At 68.5% G+C, this 19,166-nt stretch carries 16 protein-coding genes and 1 pseudogene; 6 read left to right on the plus strand and 11 right to left on the minus strand.

Annotated features, from left to right (window positions below; translation table 11 throughout):
- Positions 1 to 28: 28 nt before the first annotated feature.
- Together DMH03_RS38375 and DMH03_RS38380 are read right to left on the minus strand one after the other, a co-directional pair.
- Entirely contained in the window at positions 29 to 1,006 is a 978-nt protein-coding gene (locus DMH03_RS38375) for a GlxA family transcriptional regulator (protein WP_125796896.1), read from the minus strand.
- A gap of 295 nt (positions 1,007 to 1,301) precedes the next feature.
- Positions 1,302 to 2,117, minus strand: a complete 816-nt coding sequence (locus DMH03_RS38380; RefSeq protein ID WP_125796897.1) for a helix-turn-helix transcriptional regulator — start codon at positions 2,115 to 2,117, stop codon at positions 1,302 to 1,304.
- Positions 2,118 to 2,224: 107 nt separating this feature from the next.
- Between DMH03_RS38380 and DMH03_RS38385 the strand changes: the two genes are divergently transcribed.
- Positions 2,225 to 3,850: an AMP-binding protein gene (locus DMH03_RS38385; protein WP_125796898.1), complete on the plus strand. Its 1,626-nt coding sequence runs from the start codon at positions 2,225 to 2,227 to the stop codon at positions 3,848 to 3,850.
- Between the two features lie 19 nt (positions 3,851 to 3,869).
- Here DMH03_RS38385 and DMH03_RS38390 read toward each other — a convergent pair whose 3' ends face one another.
- Positions 3,870 to 5,939 (minus strand): AMP-binding protein, encoded by a 2,070-nt coding sequence (locus DMH03_RS38390; RefSeq protein WP_125796899.1) that lies wholly within the window; start codon positions 5,937 to 5,939, stop codon positions 3,870 to 3,872.
- 254 nt (positions 5,940 to 6,193) lie between these two features.
- On the opposite strand from DMH03_RS38390, the gene DMH03_RS38395 reads away from it, so the two are divergent.
- Positions 6,194 to 6,934, plus strand: coding sequence for a flavin reductase family protein (locus DMH03_RS38395; RefSeq protein ID WP_233611831.1), 741 nt, complete (start codon positions 6,194 to 6,196; stop codon positions 6,932 to 6,934).
- On the opposite strand, the gene DMH03_RS38400 is transcribed toward DMH03_RS38395, so the two are convergent.
- Positions 6,883 to 8,916: a P-loop NTPase fold protein gene (locus tag DMH03_RS38400; RefSeq protein WP_370311032.1), complete on the minus strand. Its 2,034-nt coding sequence runs from the start codon at positions 8,914 to 8,916 to the stop codon at positions 6,883 to 6,885. The two genes, DMH03_RS38395 and DMH03_RS38400, sit on opposite strands and share 52 nt — an antisense overlap.
- 90 nt (positions 8,917 to 9,006) lie before the next feature.
- Positions 9,007 to 9,285: pseudogene (locus tag DMH03_RS43080) on the minus strand (SEFIR domain-containing protein); the annotation flags it as partial.
- Between the two features lie 123 nt (positions 9,286 to 9,408).
- On the opposite strand from DMH03_RS43080, the gene DMH03_RS38405 reads away from it, so the two are divergent.
- A complete protein-coding gene (locus DMH03_RS38405) occupies positions 9,409 to 10,659 on the plus strand; it encodes an MFS transporter (RefSeq protein WP_125796901.1) in 1,251 nt (416 codons plus the stop codon).
- On the opposite strand, the gene folE is transcribed toward DMH03_RS38405, so the two are convergent.
- Positions 10,649 to 11,245 carry a GTP cyclohydrolase I FolE gene (gene folE, locus DMH03_RS38410; protein WP_125796902.1) on the minus strand — a complete coding sequence of 199 codons (597 nt, stop codon included), beginning with the start codon at positions 11,243 to 11,245 and terminating at the stop codon, positions 10,649 to 10,651. The two genes, DMH03_RS38405 and folE, sit on opposite strands and share 11 nt — an antisense overlap.
- Before the next feature lie 134 nt (positions 11,246 to 11,379).
- On the opposite strand from folE, the gene DMH03_RS38415 reads away from it, so the two are divergent.
- Complete coding sequence (locus DMH03_RS38415; RefSeq protein ID WP_125796926.1) at positions 11,380 to 12,096, plus strand: metalloregulator ArsR/SmtB family transcription factor; 717 nt, start codon at positions 11,380 to 11,382, stop codon at positions 12,094 to 12,096.
- 5 nt (positions 12,097 to 12,101) lie between these two features.
- On the opposite strand, the gene DMH03_RS38420 is transcribed toward DMH03_RS38415, so the two are convergent.
- Together DMH03_RS38420 and DMH03_RS38425 are read right to left on the minus strand one after the other, a co-directional pair.
- Positions 12,102 to 12,554, minus strand: a complete 453-nt coding sequence (locus DMH03_RS38420) for a carboxymuconolactone decarboxylase family protein (protein ID WP_125796903.1) — start codon at positions 12,552 to 12,554, stop codon at positions 12,102 to 12,104.
- Positions 12,555 to 12,636: 82 nt separating this feature from the next.
- Positions 12,637 to 14,019 carry a cytochrome P450 gene (locus DMH03_RS38425; RefSeq protein ID WP_125796904.1) on the minus strand — a complete coding sequence of 461 codons (1,383 nt, stop codon included), beginning with the start codon at positions 14,017 to 14,019 and terminating at the stop codon, positions 12,637 to 12,639.
- 90 nt (positions 14,020 to 14,109) lie between these two features.
- Here DMH03_RS38425 and DMH03_RS38430 point away from each other — a divergent pair, with 90 nt between their 5' ends.
- Entirely contained in the window at positions 14,110 to 14,706 is a 597-nt protein-coding gene (locus DMH03_RS38430) for a TetR/AcrR family transcriptional regulator (protein WP_125796905.1), read from the plus strand.
- Here the strand turns inward: DMH03_RS38430 and DMH03_RS38435 are convergent.
- Positions 14,624 to 15,418, minus strand: a complete 795-nt coding sequence (locus DMH03_RS38435; RefSeq protein WP_125796906.1) for a glycosyltransferase — start codon at positions 15,416 to 15,418, stop codon at positions 14,624 to 14,626. The genes DMH03_RS38430 and DMH03_RS38435 overlap by 83 nt on opposite strands.
- Positions 15,419 to 15,420: 2 nt before the next feature.
- Positions 15,421 to 16,050, minus strand: a complete 630-nt coding sequence (locus tag DMH03_RS38440; RefSeq protein ID WP_125796907.1) for a class I SAM-dependent methyltransferase — start codon at positions 16,048 to 16,050, stop codon at positions 15,421 to 15,423.
- A gap of 142 nt (positions 16,051 to 16,192) precedes the next feature.
- Here DMH03_RS38440 and DMH03_RS38445 point away from each other — a divergent pair, with 142 nt between their 5' ends.
- Positions 16,193 to 16,537 (plus strand): MmcQ/YjbR family DNA-binding protein, encoded by a 345-nt coding sequence (locus tag DMH03_RS38445; RefSeq protein ID WP_125796908.1) that lies wholly within the window; start codon positions 16,193 to 16,195, stop codon positions 16,535 to 16,537.
- Between the two features lie 1,116 nt (positions 16,538 to 17,653).
- Here DMH03_RS38445 and DMH03_RS38450 read toward each other — a convergent pair.
- The gene (locus tag DMH03_RS38450; RefSeq protein ID WP_125796909.1) at positions 17,654 to 18,907 is read right to left on the minus strand and encodes an HNH endonuclease signature motif containing protein; all 1,254 of its coding nucleotides are present in this window, start codon (positions 18,905 to 18,907) and stop codon (positions 17,654 to 17,656) included.
- Positions 18,908 to 19,166: the final 259 nt, after the last annotated feature.

The raw sequence follows: 19,166 nt of genomic DNA on the forward strand, positions 1-19,166 counted from the left end.
AACCAGGGTCCGTTTTGAGACAGCTCTGTCAGGACAGGATGGGTTCGGGCACGCCCAGCCTGGTCCCGAACGTCTCCCGGTAGGACACCGGCGTGACCCCGACCTGTCGCCGGAAATGCGGCCGAAGCGCGGCGGACGAGGAGAACCCGCAGTACCTGGCGATCTCGTCGACCGGGAGATCGGTGGATTCGAGCAACTGCTGGGCGCGGATGACGCGCTGGTGAGTGAGCCAAGTGCCGGGCGCGGCACCGGTGATCTCCCGGAACCGGCGATCGTAGTTGCGCCTGCTCATATGCGCCCGCCTGGCGAGTTCGTCGACCGGGAGCGCCGTGTCCAGCCGGGTCAGCGCCCAGGCCATCGTCTCCGACACCGGGTCGCCCTCGTCGAGTTCCGGCATCGGCGACTCGATGTACTGAGCCTGTCCGCCAGGCCGGTGCGGCGGGACGACCATGCCCTTCGCCAGCCGGTTCGCGACCTCCGCGCCGCACCATGAACGGATCAGGTGCAGGCCGAGGTCCATCCCCGCCGCACCACCGCCCGCGGTCAGGATGTCGCCGTCGTCGATGTAGAGCACCGATTCGTCGAGGAGGACGGCCGGGAACCGGGCCGCGAGCAGCGGCGCCATCGCCCAGTGCGTGGTCGCGGGGCGTCCGTCGAGCAGCCCGGCCGCGGCCAGCACGAAGGCGCCGCTGCACAATCCGGCCACCCGGGCGCCCCGGTCGTGTGCCGCGCGGAGCGCCTCCAGCGCGGCTGCCGGCGGATCCTCCATCGGCGACCGCCAGTTCGGGACCAGCACCAGGTCCGCGTCCCGGACCGCGCCGAGGTCTTCGGGGACCGGCACGGTCAAGCCGCCGCCTCGCAGCGCGGTCCCCGGTTCGCCGCCGACGACCTTGAGTTCGAGGTCGGGCAGCTCCCCGAAGGCCGAAGCCATCTCGAACACGCCGAACGCGAAGGACATCGCGCCGAGCGACGCCCCGTTGAAGACCACCACGGCCAGCCGTCTCATGGGCCGATTCTAGGGACTTTCGAGTGGTGGTGACGGTCGTTGCTCGTGAGTGGCGGTTTCGCGTGACTGGATGGACGACACGTGTGTCGGGATGGACGACACGCGTGACTGGGCGGACGGCGGCCCGCGGCGGAACCTGCCCGTGCGCGTGTCGTCCGTCCAGACACGTGAGTCGTCCGTCGGATCACACGTGCCGTCCACTCGATCACGCGAAACCGCCAGTTCGGTCCAGCTGGTCGTGAGTGGTGATTCGGGTTAGAACCGTCGGGGGCCCCGCTGCCGCCGCCGTCCTGAGTCAGGGGAGCAGACCGGCTCGCCGCGCGTGCGTGACGGCTTGCAACCGGGAAGTCGCGTCGAGTTTGCGCATCGCGTCCCGCAGGTAGCTCTTGACGGTTTCCGCGGTCAGGCCCAGCCGGTGCGCGATCTCGCCGTTGGTCAGGCCGAGCGCGACGAGCGCGACGGCGTCCAGTTCCCGTGGTGCCAGGCGCACCGCCGGGGGAGCGGCGCCGGCGAGGCTGCCGCAGACCGCGTCGAGACGGTCGCGGAGAGTGCTGTCGGCGATCTGGCCGGAGAGTGCCCGGAGTTCGCCGTAGACCTCGCGCAGCCGTTCACGCGGCGCGGCCTCCTCGTGGTGCTCGGCCAGCGGCTTCGCCTCGGCGAGCCGCCTCTCGATCTCGTCCTCGACGGCCAGGGTCTGTTCGAGGTCGCGCGCGGCGTGCAAGGCGGCGGTGATCGTCCGGTCGGAAAGGACGGCCTCGTCGCGCAGGCCGCCGTAGAGCACGGCGCGGACGCGGCGGCGCACCACGACCGGGATCGCGACCACCGAGTGGATGCCCTCGTCGCGGACCGGCTCGTCGTAGTCGTGACTGATCGTGGTGGCGCTGTGATAGCCATTGGCGACGACCGGCCGGGTCAGCGCGAGCGCCTTGCCGCCGAGCCCGCAGCCCGCGCGGACGGACAGGCCGTTCAGCGCGGTGCCCCGGTTGCCGAGGAACGCGGTCAGCCGCATCCGGGGTGAGGCGCCGGTGATTCCGGCGAAGCCGACCGGCAGTCCGGTGTCGCGGCGCAGGTCCGAGACCGCGCCGAGGAGCTGGGCATCGTCGACCGGCATCGGCTCACCCTCCTCGGTGATCCCCCTCGATCGGGGGTGGTGGACGGATCGAGCCCGCCCGCACGATTTCCGGAACTGTACGCCTTCGGAAAGTCCCGGGAGAAACGATGACCGAAGCTCACGTCCGGCGGTTGCTCGAGGTCTACGGCGACGAGCGGGCGAGCGCCGCCGCCCTGCTGTGCGACCGGCATCCGGCGGAGGCGGTCGCGTTCACCGTGGTCGAACCGGATCTGGCGGCCCACGATCTCACCTACGGCGAGCTGCGCGAGCGGTCGGAACGGTTCGCTGGGGCACTGCGCGACCTCGGTGTCGGGCCTGGGGACCGCGTCGCGACCCTGATGGGCAAGTCGGCGGAACTGGTCGTGGCGCTGCTCGCGATCTGGCGGCTGGGCGCGGTGCACGTTCCGCTGTTCACCGCTTTCGCGCCGCCCGCGATCGCGCTGCGCATCACCGGCAACGGCACGAAGGTCGTCATCGCCGACTCCGGTCAGCGCTCGAAACTGACGCCGTCCTCGGATCTGCCCGCCGACCCCGAGCGCCGGATCGTGGTCGTCGGCGCCGGTGACGACGGCGATCTGTCGTTCGATGAGCTGCTGGCCGATGCCGCCCCGCTGCCGGGCGCCGCGGTGACCGGCGGGGACGGGATCCTGGTCGAGCTGTTCACCTCCGGGACCACGGGAACCCCCAAGGCCGTCCCGATTCCCCTCCGCGCGCTCGCGGGTTTCCAGGCGTACCAGGACTTCGCGCTCGACGTCCGCGCCGACGACGTCTTCTGGAACGCCGCCGATCCGGGCTGGGCCTACGGTCTGTACTACGCGATCATGACGCCGATGGCGACCGGCAGGCGGAGCCTGTTGCTGCACGCGGGTTTCTCCGCCGAGCTGACGTGGGCGGTGCTGGCGAAGTTCGGTGTCACCAACTTCGCCGCCGCGCCGACCGTGTACCGCGCCCTGCGCAACGCGGACGCGCCGGTGCCGGAAGGACTCCGCCTCCGGCACTGCTCGTCGGCGGGCGAACCGTTGACCCCGGACGTCCTGGAGTGGGCGTCGTCGAAGCTGGGCGTCGGCGTCCATGACCACTATGGACAGACGGAACTCGGCATGGTGGTGGGCAACGCCTGGCATCCGGACCTGCGCGCCGAGGTCCGGCCGGGCTCGATGGGCCGGGTCCTGCCAGGTTTCGCCGTGGAGGTGCTCCGCGAGGACGCCGACGTGATCGCGGAGCCGGGGGAGCGCGGCCGTGTCGCCCTGGACCTTCCCGCGAGCCCGCTCCTGTGGTTCCGGGGCTACCGTGACGCACCCGAGCGCACCGCCGCCCGGTTCAGCCCCGATGGTCGCTGGTACTACACCGGCGACGTCGCCGCCAAGGACGCCGACGGGTACCTGACCTTCGCCTCGCGGGACGACGACGTCATCCTGATGGCGGGCTACCGGATCGGCCCGTTCGACGTGGAAAGCGTGCTGCAGCAGCATTCCGCCGTGGCCGAGTCCGCCGTCGTCGGCGTCCCGGACGCGCTGCGGGGCGAGGTGATCGTCGCGTACGTGGTGGTCCGGGACGGTGCCTCCGCCGACACCGCGCTGGCGACCGAGCTACAGCAACTGGTGAAGACCAGGTTCGCCGCCCACGCCTATCCGCGTGAAGTGCACTTCGTCCCGGAGCTGCCCAAGACGCCCAGCGGGAAGATCCAGCGGTTCCTCTTGCGGAAACGGCACTCAGGCGCGGAACGCGTCTGAGTGCCGTCCACAAAGGACGTTACTGGTCGATCGGCCAGGTCTCGTCTCGCAGCAGCCGCTTGAGCACCTTCCCGGTCGCGTTCCGGGGCAGCTCCTCCACGAAGTACACGTCCCGAGGCACGGCGAAGCGCGCCAGCCGGTGGTGGATGTACGCGCGGACGTCGTCCGCGCTCATCCGGGCGCCGCGTTTCGGGACGATGTACGCCGCGAACCGTTGCCCGAACTCGCGATCCGGCACGCCGATCACGGCCGCTTCGTGGACGCCGGGCAGCGCGACTATCGCCTCCTCGACCGGGCGAGGCGACACGTTCTCGCCGCCGGACACGATCATCTCGTCCGCCCGGCCGGTGACGAAAAGGCGGCCGGAGGCGTCCTGGTAGCCGACGTCGCCGGTCGCCATCAGTTCTTCCGCGCGCGGCACGCTGGCGCCGTCGGTGTAGCCCTCGAAGAGCATGTCGTTGCCGACGAAGATCTGTCCCTCCCAGCCCGGCGGGACACGGTTGTGGTCGTCGTCGAGGATGGCGACGCGGGTACCGGGCGGGCAGCGGCCCGCGGTGGTCGGCGCGGCGCGGAGGTCTTCGGGCGTGGCGATACTGGCCCACGAAACCTCTGTGGAGCCGTAGAAGTTGTAGAGCACGTCGCCGAAGGTGTCCATGAACTCGGTGACGATCGTGCCCGGCAGCGCGGATCCGCTGCTGGCCACGATCCGCAGCGACGAGAGGTCGTAGCGGCTGCGGACCCGTTCGGGCAGGTCGAGGATGCGCTGCAACATGATGGGGACGGCGAACAGCACACCGCAGCGATGTTCGGCGATGGTCCTCAGTATCTCTTCGGCGTCGAACCGGCGGATCAGCGAAAGCGAAGCGCGGACGGCCATCCCGATCTGCATCCCGGCGAGCCCCCAGCTGTGGAACAGCGGCGCGGCCACCACGAAGCGGTCTCCGGAGTGGAGCGGGATCCGGTCCAGCATGGCGGCCGAGGTCGCGAGTCCTTTGGGCGTCGGACGGCGTGCGCCTTTGGGGGTTCCCGAGGTGCCCGACGTGAGGACGACCAGCCTGCCGATCCGGTCCACCGGTTTGAGTTTGGTGGCGGGCACCCCGGCGATCAGCTGGTCGATCGTCGGATAACCGTTCTCGGTTTCCGGCCAGGTGGACAGCCGCAGGAAATCGCCGGGGATGTCGGCGATGATCCGCGAGAACTCGTCGTCGGCGAGGACCGCGACCGGTTCGTGCAGCCCGATGACGTCCGCGACCGCGCCGGCGGAAAGGCCGGTGTTGAGCAGGATCGCGTCGGCGCCGAGTTTGCTGCACGCGATCAGCGACTCGACCATCGCGGCGTGGTTGCGGCACAGCAAGGCGATCCGGTCGCGGGAGCGGACCCCGCGCGCGGCCAGCGCGTTCGCGAGCTGGTTGCTGCGGTCGGCCGTCTGTTTGAACGTCCGGACGTTGCGTTCGTCGTGCAGCGCGACTTCCTCGGGTACCCGGGCGGCGTTGGCGGTGTAGCCGCCGGCGACGGTGGCGCCCCACTGCGACAGCGAGGTGAGCTGCCGGGCGATCTTGTCCGGCCGCGCGGCCGCGAGCACCCCGGCCTTGATCAGCGTGCTGGCCGTGTGCAGCGTGGTGGCCTTGGTGTGCGCCGGTTCCTCTTGGGGTGACGCCGCCCGGCCGGAAAGGTGCAGATCGATCCGCCGGGTCAGCGCGCGGACGGTGCGCTTGAACGACGCGGCGGACACCAGATGCGAATGCGGCGCCGGAAGCATCAGCTGCGCGCTGAGTTCGGTGCCGCCTTCGGGAGTCTGCCTCAGCTCGACCGAGACCCAGTTGCCGTCGTTCTCGACGCCGCACCAGACGACGTGCTCGCCCGGCCGCCAGACCCTGGCCTCGATGTCACCGACGACGAGCGTGCCCTGCCGTGGTTCCAGCCGGACGAGGCATTTCGGGCCGCGTCCGCGTTCGGCGGGCCGCTGGATCTCGCACCAGCTGATCTCCGCGACGAACCTCGAGTAGGACTCGGGATCGCCGATCACTTCCCAAACCTGGCCGGGGGAATGCCCGAGAATCGAGCTCGCCTGGACCACATCGTCTCGCATGCGATTCGCCTCACCACGCGCGTTCGGGTGTTGACCGGGCCGCTGCCGGCGCCTCCTTCGTCTTCAAGTTCGGCGAACCTACCAGCAATCGGCCGAACGCAATACTCCGAACGACCGCGGATTCCCGTCCGGCCAAGGGAGCCACCTCGCAAAGGGTATGTGCCGCGGCGGTGTGAAGCCGTCCGCCGTCGGTGTTGATCGCGACGTCCGATTCACGCCAGCCTCCGGCGCGCGAGGCGGCGAAGCTGACGAACGTGACAGTTACTACCTCGGCGGCCGAGGCCGCGCACACCCGTATCGAGCCCGGAATCCTCTACTTCGGCACCCCGGTGGTGCTTCTCTCGACGGTCGACCAGGCGGGTGCCCCGAACCTGGCTCCGATGTCGTCGGCGTTCTGGCTCGGGTGGCGGGGCATGCTCGGACTCGGCGCGAAATCCAAGACGGCGCAGAATCTCATGCGCAACCGTGAATGTGTTCTGAATCTCCCTTCCGACGCGCTGGCGGCCGCCGTCGACAGGTTGGCGCTGACCACCGGCTCGGATCCCGTCCCGGCCCGCAAGCGCGAGCGCGGATACCGGTACGAAGCGGACAAGTTCGGCCGCGCCGGGCTCACCCCGGTCGCCTCGGAGACGGTCCGGCCGCCGCGCGTCGCGGAATGCCCGGTGACGATGGAGGCCGTCGTCGAGGCCGTCCATCCTCTCGCCGAGGGCGACCCGAAACAACGCGGCGGCGTCCTCGTGTTCGAGGTCCGCGTGCAGCGCGTCCACGTCCACGACGACGTGCGGATGCCGGGCACCGAAGACCGGATCGACCCCGACCGCTGGCGGCCGCTGATCATGAGCTTCCAGAAGCTCTACGGACTCGGTCCGCAGGTTCACCCGTCGACGCTCGCCGAAATCCCCGAGCGGCTCTACCGGGGGCCCGACATCGAACGGTCGCGGGATCAGTCGTCGCGGGCGAACGAGAACCGGTTCACCAACGGCAACCAGCGCTGATAGGACACGGCCAGGTCCGGCCACGAACCGCCGCCAAGGCCGCGTTCGAGCTTCGGCCGCAGTTCGTGGTCGTTCATGGACCGCACGATTTCGAGGGCGCTGTCTTCGGGACCCGTTCCGTCGAGGTTCGCGAACCACGAGACGGCCTCCGGATGCCCGACGTGGATCGCGAGCAGGACCAGCACCGCGCGGAACGGTGCCTCGCGGTCGCCCTCGGAGAGGAACTCCGCCAGGTCCTCTCCGGCGAACCGTGCCCGCAGCAGGCGGTACAGGTTCAGTAGCCGTTTCGCGGCGCGCGGGGACCGGACGAGCGGCGCCAACGTCGGCAGGAAGTCCAGTTCCGCCGTCGAGATCACCAGTCGAGGAGGGCGTAGATCTATTGTGGACTGTTCGGATGACGGTCGCGGTGCTTCCGCGCGAGGAGGGGAATCGGCGGCGACCGGAGAGCGATCACCGGTGGCCTGATCCGGTTCGGCGGGCGTGGGCGACGGCGAGACATCCTGGACCTCGGTGTCGGCGAGCCCGCGCACGAGCCCCGCGAACGCTGGGTCGTCCATGGGGGACAACGTGAACGGCACTTGGAAGATCTTCTCGAGGTAGTTCTCGGCGAAGGTTTCCGGATCGTCGCCGAGCATCTCCTCGTAATGCTGCTCGACGGCCTTCTTGAGCCAGCGGGAGTCGACACCGACCACGACGACGAACACCGGCAGCGCCAGCAGGAGATGAATGGCTTCGAGGACCTGGACGACGACCTTGGGCGGGCAGCGGTCGAGGTCGTCGATGTAGAGCACGGTCCGTTCGATCTTGCCGGAACCGTGGGGCACCTCGGCGAGCATGGTCGCGAAGGTCTCGAGATCCTTGCGCAGCAACGAAACCACGCCAAGGTGTTCGACGTAGTCCGAGACCCGGGACTCGGCGAACGACACCAGGTCCAGCCCGGGCGCGAGTTCGGTGACGGCCTTTTCGAGCCTATCGGACTCGGCGTCCAGTTCCGCCAGCCGCCGCTCGGTCTCCTCGTCCTCTTCGGACGGGCCGCCGAGTTTGCCGAGCGCCTGGTGGATCCGGTCCGCGCTCGCACGCATCCGCAGGACGACGGTCAGCGCGGAACTCACCACCGTGAGCCCGCCGAGCACGCCGGACACCTGCGACCGGCCGACGAGCAACGTGACCACCAGGACCGTCACCAAACCGCCGATGAGGACCAGCAGCGGCACCGGATCCTGCCGCAGCCGTCGCCAGAATTCGGCGACGTCCGACCGCAGTCCGCCGGTTTCCTGCGCCAGCCGTTCGAGATCCTCGGCGGTCGGCTGGTCGACGCCGATCCTGGACGCGATCCACGCCTTGTCCGCCTCGGTGAGGCTGTCGAACACCGCGCGGACGTACTCGCGCGGTTTCCGTCGCCTTCGCTTCGCTTGTTTCTGCTGGGCCGTCAAGGTTCTGCGTTCGAGCCGGACGGCGCTGAGCCTGCCGAGAAGCGTCTTCTCGGTCTTGCGGCGTTCCGCGAGCAGATCGGCCTGGCGTTGCAGATCGTTCTCGGCGCCACTCGCGGCGAGGTTGTCGAAGATGTGCGTGGCGAGACTGGCCAGGAGGTTCGCCTCGCTGTAGTGCCAAGCGTTGAAGCTGATCTGACGGACACTCGAACAGTAGGACGACACGGACTTCCCGTGCGTCCCGGCCTCGGTTTCCGCCGTCCGCGCGGAATCGGCGAGCTCGCGGACGCGCGATTGCATCTGGCGCATGAAGAAGCTCTTGCCCGAACCCCAGCTGCCGAACAGGCCGATCGACAGGGGAGGGGTGATCATCCGGGAGACCACCAGGTCGGCGAGCATGCGAACGTCGGTGCCGATGCCGAGGCGGTCGACGCCGTCGTCGGTGTCGGGCCGGTAGTCGGCGACGTGGGCGGCGAAAGGATCTAGTTCATTGTAGATCGCGGCAAGGAGCCCTGAAGCTCCACTGCGAGTGAAGTTAGTTACGCGGTACAAAGGGACCTGTCGCGCGAGAAAAGGCGGAAGTTCTGTGGGAGGCCCCAGCGGCAGCTGGACTGCCAACAATCGCTGGGGGTCCACCCTCAGGACAACTGCGGCTTCTGGTTGAAGTGAACTCAACCTGGAGCTGCTGTATTGAGTGCTCTCGATTGCAGCCTTATAGGCTGGCGAAGAGACGATTATGATGAGGTCTGCCTTGGCCATCTCGTCGTCTAGCCATGTCGACCAGTCGATTCGCTGGTCACGATCCTGTGGCTCTAGGCGGACGTCTAGGCCAGCTTCGGTCTGTAGGAACGCTGCGAACTCACGCACCTTAGCCTTGTGTGTCGGCGACTCATCTGCGTAGCTGATGAAGATGCGACGCACCCTGGCGCTGTCCAATTCGCGGTCCCCTCCCAAGGCCGAACGGGAGGGCAGTCTAGAGGGCGGCCGCTCAGCTGTGGGTGAAACCCCGCCTCCGCTCGGTCACCGATCGCTACCTTCGATCTCATGACTGGGGAACGGCTCGACGGCAGGTACGCGAAGCTCTGGGCGGCGAGCACGACGTCGGCGTTGGGCAGCGGCCTCGCGACGGTGGCGGCGCCGTTGCTGATCGCCTCCCGCACCAGCGAACCGCTCGTCGTCTCGGGCGGGTTCGCGATGGCGTGGTTACCTTGGCTGCTTTTCTCCCTGCCGGGCGGGGTGCTGGTCGACCGGGTGGACCGGCGAAAACTGATGATCACCCTCGACTGGATCCGTGTTCCCGCGGTCGCGCTGCTCGCGGTCGCGATCACGACCGGCAACGTGAGCATCGCCTTGCTGTACGCCGTTCTCTTCGTGATCAACGCGGGCGAGGTCGTGTTCCGGACGGCGAGCGGGGCGATGCTGCCCTCGATCGTCCCGAAAGCGTTGCTGGAGCGGGCGAACGGGCGGCTCTACGCCGGGACGACCTTGACCCACGGCATGCTTTCCGGTCCGCTGAGCGGATTCCTGTTCGGTGCCGCGGCGAGCATCCCGTTCTACGTCAACGCCGGCACGTACGCGGTCAGCGCCCTGCTGCTGGGCCTGATCGCGGGCGCCTACCGGCCGCGGCCCGGTGACGACACCGGCGAGCCGGTCGCGCGCCGGTCGATGCGATCGGAGGTGGCCGAGGGGTTCCGCTGGCTCGCCGGTCAGCGTCTGCTGCGGACCATGATCGGCTTGATCGGGATGCTGAACCTGACGCTCGTCGCGGCCACCTCGGTGCTGGTTCTGCTCGCGAAGGAGCGGCTCCAGCTGGGCTCCGTCGGCTACGGCCTGCTCTTCACCTGCATCGCGGTGGGCGGGCTACTCGGCTCGATCGCCGGGGACCGGCTGATCGCGTGGTGCACACCGACCTGGACGTTGCGGATCGGCCTGCTGATCGAAGCCGGGACCCATCTGGTGCTCGCGACGAGTACGAGCGCACCGGTCGTCGGGGTGACGTTGTTCCTCTTCGGGGTACACGGCGCCCTGTGGGGAATCGTCGGCAGTTCCCTGCGTCAGCGGCTCACTCCGCCCGAGATGCTGGGCCGGGTCGGCAGCACGAGCCTGTTCATCATCGCGGGAGGCAACTGCGTCGGCGCGCTGCTCGGCGGCGCGGTGGCGTCGAAGTTCGGGCTGACGACGCCGTACTGGGCCGGTTTCGTGGTGGCGGTGATCGTTTCCGCGCTCACCTGGCGGGTGTTCGACCGCAAGGTCGTCTCCGCGGCCTACGCGCAAGAGCCTGCTGTCAGCCGTTGATCCCGGTGAGCGCGAAGAACTCCTGACGCGAACGGGCGTCTTCGCGCAGCGTGCCGAGCAGGGTGGAGGTGACGGTGCTCGAACCGACGGCCTGCACACCGCGCAGGGTCATGCACGAGTGCTCGGCCTCGATCACCACGCCGACGCCACGTGGCTCGAGTTGCTCGTCGAGCCAGTCGGCGACCTGCTTCGTGAGCCGTTCCTGAACCTGGGGGCGGCAGGCGAAATGCTCGACGATCCTCGCCAGTTTCGACAGGCCGAGAATCCGGTCGCCCGGCAGGTAGCCGACGTGCGCGACCCCGACGAACGGCAGCAGATGGTGCTCGCAGACGGATCGGACCGGAATCCCCCTGGCAAGGACGAGTTCGTCGTAGTTCTCGTCGTTGGGGAACGTCGTGAGGTCGAACGGCCGCGGGGTGAACAGCTCGGCGTACGCGCGCGCCATCCGGCCCGGGGTGCCGCGGAGGCTCTCGGAGTCCAGGGAGATACCCAGCGCGGTGAGGAGATCGGCGGCCGCGGCCTCGGCGGCCACCAGGTCCGGCCCCGGCCCGGTTTCGTGGACGACGCGCAAGGCGGGAGTGGACATTAGGCCTCCTAGGCTGACCGCGATCCCCAGTGTATTTAACCAAGACTTTTGGGTGTTTTTCCACCCGTCGGCTCATCGTACATGGTAGATCCGCAGTGCAGGATGTTCCGCCGGTTGAGATAGGCGATATCGTGGTGTACGTGACAGTGCCAGACCCGGACGGCCTCGATGCCCCCGCCATCGCCGCGGTGGCGGCACTCGACGACGACCTCCGCCGCGGTATGTACGCCTACGCCCGGCGCGCGCGGCGTCCCGTCACGCGGGACGAGGCGGCGGCCGCGGTCGGCATCTCGCGCAAGCTCGCCGCCTTCCATCTCGACAAGCTCGTGGCGGCGGGCCTGCTCAGATTCGGCTTCGCGGCGGGCCCGATGGTGAAGGTGGGGCGCAGGCCCAAGGTCTACGAACCCGTCGACGAGACCATCCAGGTGCAGCTTCCCGCCCGGCGTCACGAGGTCCTGGCCGGCATCCTCGCCGAGGCCGTGCTCGCCGAAGGGTCCGGTGAGACCGCGCGGGATGCCGTGCGACGGGTCGCGGGGGAGCGCGGTTTCGCGGCGGGCGAGGAGGAACGCGCGCGGACCCGGCCCGGCAGGCTCGGCGTGGAACGCGCGCTCACCGTGGCCGAGGGGATGCTTCGCCGCTACGGCTTCGAGCCGAGCCGGGACAGCACGACCTGCGTCCGGCTGCGGAATTGCCCGTTCCATCCGCTGGCCGCGGAGGCCCCGGACCTCGTTTGCGGGATCAACCAGGCCTTCCTGGCCGGTTTCCTGAACGGCGTGCGCGCCGGGAACGTGGAAGCGGCCCTCGTTCCCGGCGCGGCCGAGTGCTGTGTGGAACTACGGCAGGCCCGGTAGACCGATCAGGCGGCGCCGGCGATCTGCCGGGTGGCGACGTTGAGCCGGTTCCAGGTGTTGATGGCGGCGATGGAGAGGACGAGGCTCGAAAGCTGGGTTTCGTCGTAGTGACGAGCGGCCTCGTTCCAGACCTCGTCGTCGACCGGGTCGGCCCGGTCCGCGATGCGGGTGAGGGCCTCGGCCAGCGCGAGCGCCGCACGTTCGGCGTCGGTGAAGTAGGCCGTGTCGCGCCACGCGGCCACGGTGAAGATCCGCTCGTCGGACTCGCCCGCCTTGCGCAGTTCCTTGGTGTGCATCTCCAGGCAGCCGCTGCATCCGTTGATCTGGCTCGCGCGGACGTGCATGAGGTAGTGCGTGGTCTTCGGGACGCCGGTGTCGCCGGTCGACTCCGCCAGCGCGATCAAGGCCTTCAGGGTGGCGGGATTCGCCAGTGCGGGGTTGGGGATCCGGGTTTCCATGATGTTCTCCTCCAGGGTTTCCGTCTTGCTTTCACCGCACTGACGGATGCCGGGAAGGAGATGTGACCGGAGTGCTGAAGTCCTAGGCGGTCGCGGCCACCGACGCCCGGTCGCGGAGTGAGACGTGCAGCTTGAAGCCCTCCGGTTTCAGGGTCAGCAGCTCCTGCACCTTCAACCGGTACGACGGGTCGCCGCGCAGGTCGTACCGGCTCAGCAGCATGCCGAGGACCAGCGTCGCCTCGTGCAGGGCGAACTGCCGTCCGATACAGGCCCGCTCGCCGGTGCCGAACGGCTTGTAGACATGCGCCGGACGGGCCCGGTTGCGCTCCGGGGAGAAGCGGTCCGGATCGAACGACTCGGGATCGTCGCCCCAGACGGGATCGCGGTGCAGCGACGGGATGAGGACCAGCGCCCACTGCCCCTTCCGCATCGGGTACTCGCCGCCGACGACGGTGTCCACTTGGGCTTGGCGGGCGAACGCGGGTGCGGTCGGCCAGAGCCGCAACGCCTCGTCGAGCACCCGCCGGACGTAGCGGAGCTTGGCGACCTCTTCGTAGGAGGGATCGGGATTCTCGCCCCAGACCTTGTCCACTTCGGACTGGGCGCGGGCGAGGACGTCCGGGTTCCTGGCGAGGTAGTACAGCGCGAACGACAGCGCGCCCGACGTGGTTTCGTGCCCGGCCACGAGGAAGGTGATGATCTGGTGCCGGATGTTGTCCTCGTCGAGAGCGGCGCCGGTGCTCGGCTGCGTGGTGTTCAGCATGAGCCCGAGGAGGTCGTCGGTGCTCGTGTCGCCCCGGCGCGCCTCGACGACCTCGGCGACGACGGAGTGGAGGAACGCGAGGTCGGCTTCGTTGCGCCGGTTCGCCTTGCGGCTGAGGAGCGGGCCGATGACCGGCGGCTGGAGCGCCATCCGCTGCGCGTGCCGCAGTGTGCGGACCATCGCGGCGACGAACGGATGCGGTTCCGCGCGTTCGAACGACGAGAAGCTGTAGCCGAATCCCGTCCGGCCGATGGTCTCCAGCGTCAGCTTGGTCATGTCGTCCGCGACGTCGACCTCGCCGCCCGTGTCCCACGCGTCCAGCAGTTCGCGGGTGATCGCCAGCATCGCCGGGTGATAGCGCTGCATGGCGTTGCGGCTGAACGCGGGCGCGAGGATCTCGTGCGCGCGCCGCCAGTTCGGCTCTTCGTTGTGCGCGGTGAACAGCCCGTCACCGCCGAGCGGGCGCAGGTTCGAGATCGCGGGCGTGACGTGTTTCGCGAACCGCTTCTCGTCGGAGAGATCGGCGACCATCTTCGCGCCGTGGACGAACACGATGCCGCGGCCGAACACCTTGCGCTCGAAGACGGGGCCCAGCTCGGCGGCGTGCCGCATCGAATCCTGGACCGGCGTCTTCGGCGAGACGCCGAGCACGTCACCGATCAGCGGGATCCGGCGCGGGGGATGGGGGAGAGCGGTGGCCATCGAGCCCCTCCAGGTGAGCACTGTTGAATCGACATCCAATAGCGAGCGTGGCCTGCTACTGAACCCGTGTCAAGTAGCTACGATGCCCGAATGGCGCCGAGTACTTCCGGGAAGCCCCGCAGCAGGCTGAGCACCGCCGAGCGGCGGGAACAGCTGCTGCGGATCGGCGCCCGCCTGTTCGCGGAGCGGCCGTACGACGACGTGTGGATCGAGCAGGTCGCGGACATCGCCGAGGTGTCCCGAGGGCTTCTCTACCACTACTTCCCGACGAAACGGGACTTCGTCACCGAGGTCATCAGGGCCGAGGGCGAACGGCTGCTCAAGATGACCGAGTCCGACCGCACGCTGCCGGTCGAGGAGCAGTTGACGGCCGGGCTCGACGCGTACCTCCGCTACGTCGAAGCCAACGAGGACGGCTACCGGGCACTGCACTCGGGCACGTCCATCGCCGTCGACGGCGTCCGTGAGGTGCTGGACAACAACTTCGCCGAACAAGGGCGCCGGATCCTCGATGTCCTGTGCCCGGACAGCGAGCCGCCGGAGACCCTGCGGGTGCTCGTCCGCGGCTGGCTGGCCTTCGTCGTCGCGGTCTGCCTCGACTGGCTCAAGTACCGGCGGCTGACCCGGGACCAGACGCGGGATCTGTGCGCGAAGGCGCTGCTCGACATCGTCGACCTGCCAACATGACCTCGGCGCGCTCCTCGATCAGCTTCATCCGCGCGAGCCGTTCGCCGTCGTCGTTGTGCGCCGCGGATCTGGTGACCTGCCCGGCCCACTTCCGGTAGAACATGCCGCAGGTCGCGATGAAGTAGCCGTCGGAGCACGCGTTGGCGGCGAGGATCAGCCCGGTGTCCTCGGACGCGGGCAGCGCCATCCAGCCGCCCAGCTCCAGCAGCAGGTCGCGACGGATGCACAACGTCCCGGCCACCACCGAAGACACGTAGCCGTTGCGCTGCCAGTACCGGAGGATCGCGCCGCGTTCGATCGGCCCCTCGTCCGGATCGCTGTCGACGCCCGCCGTCGTCCCGTCCGGTAGGAGGTCGAGCACCCGGCAGGTCGTCCAGCCGATCGCCGGATCCTCGAGTGCCGCGATGTCGCGCGCGAGCGCGCCCGGCGCCAGGAGGTCGTCCGCATCGAGTGCCTTGATCAGCGCCCCGGACGCGCGAGACAACGCCATCATCCGCGCTACCCCGGGTCCGCCCCGGCGGCCCGAGCCGGGCAGCACTCGCTCGTCGGCGGGGAGGCCGCCGTCGAGCAGACCGGTCTCGCCGTCCTCCTGCACCAGCCATTCCCAGGTCCAGCCCGGCGGGAGTTCCTGCGCGGCGAGGGATTCGTACGCCTCGGTCAGGTACGGCAAACTCGGTGGGTGGACCGGGGTGAGGACGCTGATGACCGGCATGCTCACTCCGGGCGGCGAGCGGTGATCAGGAGGTGTTCCTCCGGCGGTGTCCCCGGCTCGTCCGCCGTGAAGACTTCCGAGTGGGTTGCGGTGACCTCCAGCCCGGCCGCCTCGACTCGCCGGACGAGGTCGTCCGGCGCGAAACTGGTCTCAAGGAAGGTGCGGCCGAAGAACTCCGCCGGCACGTTCTCGGCATCTCTCGGCACGGTGACCAGCGCGAAAAGCCCGCCCGGCACCAGCCAGCGCGCGATGTCGGCGAGCACGGCTTCGGTGTCCTCGCGCGACATCTGGAGGAACGGGAAGAAGGCGCAGACCGCTTCCCACGACTCGGGCGGCGAGGTCCACTCGCGCACGTCGGCGTGGACGAAGGTGGCGGCGGGGACCTGCTCACGCGCGAGGTCGATCATCACCCGCGACACGTCGAGCCCGGTCACCCGATGTCCGGCCGAGGAGAGCTCCTCGGCCACCGGCTTGCCGGTCCCGCTGCCGATGTCGAGCACCCTCGACGACGGCGGCAACGCCTTCAGCAGGTGCCGCACCGCCCTGTCGACCGCCGGTGCCCGCCCGAAGACGTCCTCGTAGGCGGAACCGATGGCGTCGAACAGTTCCGCCGCCGTGACCGGTCGGTCCATTTCGCAGCTCCCGGATCGAGTGGATCTCCCTCGGCGAATCTACCGTCCGGGAAGGCCGCCGTCCCGCGCGTCCTCTGAGGACGATGGGCCGGTCCGCCTGTCTAGACTGGACGCGCCGAAGTTCCTGGGGTTTGGGGTCAAGATGAGTGTGCCGAGTGACGAGTTCCACCGGATGCTGGAGGCGCTCGCCGACGTCGAGCGGTCCGACGCGAGGGAGTGGGAGTCGTTCAGCGTGCGCGGGAAGCGCTTCGGGTACTACTGGCCGCGGACCCAGACCGTCGGCCTCAAGCAGACGCTCTCTGAACAGGAAGCCCTCGTGGCCGAGCGGCCCGACGTCTTCGAGGTCCAGTTCACGGCCGGGGGATTCGGCTGGGTCGTCGTCCACCTCGACGGCATCGAATCCGACGAGCTGACCGAATTGGTCTACGAGGCATGGCGGCTGTCCGCTCCCGAAGAACTGGTCGCACTGGTGCCGCCGCCCTGCTGAGCGTTACTGCTTTTGTGTGTTGACGCGCGTCACTGTTCCGACGGGAACGTTTTACGGGGCAATGCGTTGTACAGAGTGTCGATACGGATGGTGCCCCCGGGCCTCACCCTTCGCCTTCACGGAATACCGGTTCGGCCGGAGCCGTGTCGTGCCACTCGCCGAGAGGCGGCCCACCGTATCGGCCTTTGCTCCCGCTTCCGCTCGCAGGTAACCCCCAGGCCTTCGCTGAGCGGGAGCGGGTCTTTTTGTCGGTTTTTCTCGCTTTTCGGGTGTTGATGCGGGTCACATCGGCGGGGCTTGGTGTGGGGAACATTTCGGGTGGTGGTGCGTTGTAGAGAGTGTCGGTACGGATGGTGCCCCCGGGCCTCACCCTTCGCCTTCGCGGAATACCGGTTCGGCCGGAGCCGTGTCGTGCCACTCGCCGAGAGGCGGCCCACCGTATCGGCCACAAACTCCCGCTTCTGCTCGCAGGAACCCCCAGCCTTCGCTGAGCGGAAGCGGGACCTTTTCTTTTGTCCGCGGGTATTTGTCGTGACGGTGCCCGAGTTTCGCCTGTGGTTGCTGGGGGTCCGACTTCGATTTCGGCTCTGCGGTGGGCCAGTCGGCTTGCACGTCGGTGATGGACCAGGTGCAGAGACAGGGCGGGACGAGCTGTCTTCGTAGATGTTTCCTGGCTGGTCGTGGATCACGCTGGTGATACTGAGCGGGTTGCGAGTCCCTCGAGCACGACCTTCGGGTCGTCGTTCCGTGAAGGGCCCCTTGAGGGATCCAGAGTCCCTCAAGGGGCCCTTCACGGAACGGGGTCATCCTCACGGAGTCTCAGTGGCACCGCCGGTCACAACTTGAGCGCGTGAAGGGGTCCTTTCCTCGGCTGAGCCGAGGGAAGGGGGCCTTCACGCGTTCCTGAGTACGTGAAGGCCCCCTTCCTGTAGCTAGGCGCAAGGAAGGGGTCCTTCATGTACTTCGAGCGGGCGAAGGTGGGGCTCGCGAGCGTTCTGTCGTGAGATGAGGGCACCGCGGGTGCCCAAGCAGGCCGCCGGAACACGCTCCCTTGACCCACGGTCCGCCGGGCATGCCGAGGGGCCCGTCGCCGGTGTGGCTGGCGGGCTCCTCGAGTCACACGTGGTGGAGGGTGTTGCGTCGGGGTTTTCGGAGGGGATCTCGGTATTGGGGCGGGATGAACTCCGGTAACCCATCAGCGGCCATCCGGACTTGCCAATCACCGTGATGGATCAGCCGATGGTGGAATCCGCAGAGCAGCACCAGATTCCGGAGATCGGTGGGGCCTCCGTCTGCCCAGTGATGAATGTGGTGGGCGTGGCAGTTCTTGGGCCGCCGATGGCATCCGGGGAACGCGCAGCCGCCGTCCCGGATGTTCAACGCACGTCTCTGGCCTGGGGTGACGAACCGTCGCAGCCGTCCCACGTCGAGGGGCTCACCGGCGGCGCTCATCACGACCGGGAGCATCAGGCAGTCGCAGGCCGCGAGCCGGGCCTCGCGGGCGGTCATCGTTCCGACAAAGTCCAAGCAGGCGGTCCCGAGACCGGACTTGAGTTTGTCGAGGCCGATGGTGACATGCAGCAGGGTGCGGTAGCCGCTGGTGCCGGGCTGGTCGGGGCAGGCGATCGCCAGGTCCAGGATGTCGACCCAGGCGTCGCCCATGCGTTCGCATTTCATCCGGAGATCGGCTTGGCCGAATTCGTCGACCGGGCGTGGCGCCGCGTGCGCCTCCAGCGCCGCCGCGGTGCGGGCACCGGTTTCGTCGTCGAGGAGGCCGGTGAGTTTCCAGAAGCCGTCTTTGCGGCGCTCCAGGGTGATCTCGCGGCGCGGCTGAGCGGGTTCGGGATCTTTCGGTTCGTTGCCGTCCGGGTCGAGCCACGCGAGGAGGTTCGCTTCTGCGTCGGCGAGCTGGCGGGGTCCGGCGTCGCGGGCGAGGGTGGCGAGGATCTTCTCCGCAGTCGCCCGATCCTCAACAGAGGTGTCGGCCGGGAGCTTCTTCAAGATCTCCAGGATCTGGTCGATCCGCTCATCCCCGACCAACCCCTCCGCAGCGACCGCAGCCGTAGCGGGCGCGACCGCGGGCACTTCGGTGCCATCCAAGGCCCGGGTCGGGTTCAGGGCGATGGCTCGGTTCACCACCGCACCCGCCTCACCAACCGACAACCCCGCTATATCGGCGAACCAGTTCGCCGTACGGCCATAGCCGTACAAGTCTTTGACACCCCGAGACTCGATCTCCGCCAGGAACTGCCCTAATCCGGCGGTGGCCATCCTGATCACCTGCAAGGACTGCTGCACGCCATGGGCAAGCTCCAGCTTGCCGGCGCGCCACAGTTCCTGCGGCAACTCGGGAAGAAAGGTCTCGGACACCCCTCAAGAATACCGCAAAACAATCGAACAAGCGTTCGTAATTTTAAGTAACAATGAGCCCGGCGCATTTACCACTGACGGGTGATGCGAACGGTCTCCTTGCGCTAGTTCTCGTATTTGGTCGCGCCAAGCCGGGGGGGTGTCCCTATGGTTGTTGTCAACCGGGGAGGTGGTCAGGTCTGCTCGGTCAGCCTGCGGGTGAGATCGTCCAGGCGGGCGCTGAGTTCTTCGGGGTTGGCGAGGTCGTAATGAACGCAGT

The organism is Amycolatopsis sp. WAC 01376, assembly GCF_003947415.1.
Lineage (GTDB): Bacteria > Actinomycetota > Actinomycetes > Mycobacteriales > Pseudonocardiaceae > Amycolatopsis.

Excerpts from the sequence above, each read along its gene's own strand:
- DMH03_RS38430 (WP_125796905.1), top strand. The coding sequence starts at position 14,110 with ATGGCGCCGAGTACTTCCGGGAAGCCCCGCAGCAGGCTGAGCACCGCC.
- DMH03_RS38435 (WP_125796906.1), bottom strand. The coding sequence starts at position 15,418 with ATGCCGGTCATCAGCGTCCTCACCCCGGTCCACCCACCGAGTTTGCCG.
- DMH03_RS38440 (WP_125796907.1), bottom strand. The coding sequence starts at position 16,050 with ATGGACCGACCGGTCACGGCGGCGGAACTGTTCGACGCCATCGGTTCC.
- DMH03_RS38420 (WP_125796903.1), bottom strand. The coding sequence starts at position 12,554 with ATGGAAACCCGGATCCCCAACCCCGCACTGGCGAATCCCGCCACCCTG.
- DMH03_RS38375 (WP_125796896.1), bottom strand. The coding sequence starts at position 1,006 with ATGAGACGGCTGGCCGTGGTGGTCTTCAACGGGGCGTCGCTCGGCGCG.
- folE (WP_125796902.1), bottom strand. The coding sequence starts at position 11,245 with ATGTCCACTCCCGCCTTGCGCGTCGTCCACGAAACCGGGCCGGGGCCG.
- DMH03_RS38380 (WP_125796897.1), bottom strand. The coding sequence starts at position 2,117 with ATGCCGGTCGACGATGCCCAGCTCCTCGGCGCGGTCTCGGACCTGCGC.
- DMH03_RS38445 (WP_125796908.1), top strand. The coding sequence starts at position 16,193 with ATGAGTGTGCCGAGTGACGAGTTCCACCGGATGCTGGAGGCGCTCGCC.
- DMH03_RS38405 (WP_125796901.1), top strand. The coding sequence starts at position 9,409 with ATGACTGGGGAACGGCTCGACGGCAGGTACGCGAAGCTCTGGGCGGCG.
- DMH03_RS38390 (WP_125796899.1), bottom strand. The coding sequence starts at position 5,939 with ATGCGAGACGATGTGGTCCAGGCGAGCTCGATTCTCGGGCATTCCCCC.
- DMH03_RS38425 (WP_125796904.1), bottom strand. The coding sequence starts at position 14,019 with ATGGCCACCGCTCTCCCCCATCCCCCGCGCCGGATCCCGCTGATCGGT.
- DMH03_RS38385 (WP_125796898.1), top strand. The coding sequence starts at position 2,225 with ATGACCGAAGCTCACGTCCGGCGGTTGCTCGAGGTCTACGGCGACGAG.